At 66.8% G+C, this 1991-nt stretch carries 3 protein-coding genes; 1 reads left to right on the top strand and 2 read right to left on the bottom strand.

Annotation, left to right across the window (positions count from 1 at the left end):
* The coding region (locus tag H5T60_14375; GenBank protein MBC7243616.1) for a P-loop NTPase at nt 1-308 on the top strand (308 nt) is incomplete at its 5' end.
* Between the two features lie 54 nt (nt 309-362).
* On the opposite strand, the gene amrB is transcribed toward H5T60_14375, so the two are convergent.
* Together amrB and H5T60_14365 are read right to left on the bottom strand one after the other, a co-directional pair.
* Nucleotides 363-1613, bottom strand: coding sequence for an AmmeMemoRadiSam system protein B (gene amrB / locus H5T60_14370; GenBank protein MBC7243615.1), 1251 nt, complete (start codon nt 1611-1613; stop codon nt 363-365).
* Nucleotides 1610-1991 (bottom strand): pyridoxal-phosphate dependent enzyme (locus H5T60_14365; GenBank protein MBC7243614.1); only part of this gene is annotated, 382 nt, incomplete at its 5' end. The genes amrB and H5T60_14365, both read right to left, overlap by 4 nt.

Genomic DNA, 1991 nt, shown 5'->3' with positions numbered 1-1991 from the left:
CATCACCGCAGGACCTGGCCGGCATGGTGGTGCGCAAGGCCGCCCAGATGGCCCAACGCCTGAACGTGCCCATCCTGGGCGTGATCGAGAACATGAGTTATGTCGAATGTCCGAAATGCGGGGAACATATCGAGGTCTTCGGCCCATCCCACGCAGAGGAAGTAGCCCAACATCTCGGCGTATCCCTGCTCGGCCGGCTTCCTCTGGACCCCCAGCTTGCCCGCATGGGGGACACGGGGGCCATCGAACGCTATCATAACCCCACCATTGACGCCATCGCCGCCAAACTGCTGGAAATGCTCGGATAATCAAAACGCCCCCGCTGAGCGATTTCAGCGGGGGCGTTTTACGTGCATCACCCATCACCACAGCAAAGCGCCGGCGATGGAAACGATGGAGGTATTGCCCTCGTCCGCGGGGCAGAGCTGATAGCCCGTCGTGACCCCCCGCGCCGGCCCCAGGGCGGCCAGCATCAGATATATCGGCGTCACACCGCACACATTACGGCGGTTGCCCTCGCGCACGATGCGTTCGAGAAACCCTTCTGCATCGCCGGCGCAGATCGCCCGCAGGAGCGCCTCATCCGCGGCGCGGCAGGCCGCTCGTTCCATAAACCCGACCGGATACCCGCCGAAGGCCGGCCCCATATGTGCCAGGTCCGCCGCCGCCACAAACACCGCCCGCCGCTCCGACGCAACGGCCCGTAGTTCCTGCACCAGCTCGCGCACCAGGGGATACTGCTCCAATGTCCCTCGCCCCTCAATGACCGCGTCCAAAGAGCCGCATAGAATGGGCAGGATGGAGAACGGCGCTTCTGCTCCGCCGGCCGTCTGCAGCACCATATAGTGCAGCCACACCGCCGCCAGCTCCACGGAATGCTCCACGGCATGATGCAGTTCATTTGCCAGGGCCGCCTCCGCGCCCAGCCGCGCCGTCAGCCGCTCCAGCGCCGGCCGGTCGGTCGGCAGTATGCCCCACGGCGTGCGATAGGACTGCCGCGTCAGGGTCAGGGTGCCGTCACCGCCGCGATGGTCCGTGCCGAGGATCACCACCAGGTCGGTCTGGCGCAGGGCCGGCGCCGCCAGCCGCCAGGTGCCGGCATACACCGGGCCGCCGCGGTAATAGTCAATATGGGGGGAGAGGATGCCGCGCAGGGTTTCCGCCGGCGCCGGCAGTGCCGGAGGCTCCGTCTGCCTGGTGCATTCCTCCAATAGCTGTCCCAGCATTAAGGCGGCCGATTCCGCGTCAGGGGGATAGGCACTGCCGGCGCTGGCCGGCGGCCGTCCATCCGCCGCCTGATAGCGCCGCAGGGCCTCGGACTGGGCCTGGGCCAGCCGCTCGCCCTCAAAGAGCAGTGCTTCGTCCATCTGCTGGAGAATGTGGGAGAGAAGTTCCTCGGAGATGCGCACGCCGGCGCGCAGTAGGAGGGCCGCCCGCAGGGCACCCACGTCCCGGGAACCGTCGCATAGGGCCGGCAGAAGCGCCAGCTCCGAAGGCAGGGCGATGGCGCTGTCAGACAGCCCCAACGCGTTTTGCAGTACGAGCACCGGCCGGCCGTCACGGTGATGCCACTGGCTGGAAACCTCTGCCAGTTTCGGCCTGAAGGTGCTCATCGCGCCATCATCACCCCTTGCCGGCGCAGTTCACGCGCATAGGCGAAGAGCGCCGCGGTATCCCCGGTGTGCCAGAAGAGCACCGTTTCCTCGGGCGCGATCTCCCCGCGCCGGATCATGTCAATCATGCCGGCCAGCGCGCGGCCCGTGTACACTGGCCCCACCAGGATGCCCTCATAGCCGGCCATCAGGGCGATGGCCTCGCGTTCCGGCTCTCCCAGGACGGCGTATCCCCCGCCCAAATAGCGGTCCACAATGTCAATTTTGGCGCCGGGCACCTTGACCGGCCGGCCCAACAAAGAAAGGGTCTGGGACACCAGCTTGGAGACGCGCGCCCGCAGGGCTTTTTCCGGTTCGGCCACGCTGATGGCGGTGATA

This window comes from Anaerolineae bacterium (genome assembly GCA_014360855.1).
GTDB lineage: Bacteria > Chloroflexota > Anaerolineae > JACIWP01 > JACIWP01 > JACIWP01.
Note: the sequence above shows the minus strand (reverse complement) of the source record. Positions and strands in the feature narration are given on the sequence as shown.

Coding starts and splice junctions, on each gene's coding strand:
- amrB (MBC7243615.1), bottom strand. CDS start 1,613: ATGAGCACCTTCAGGCCGAAACTGGCAGAGGTTTCCAGCCAGTGGCAT.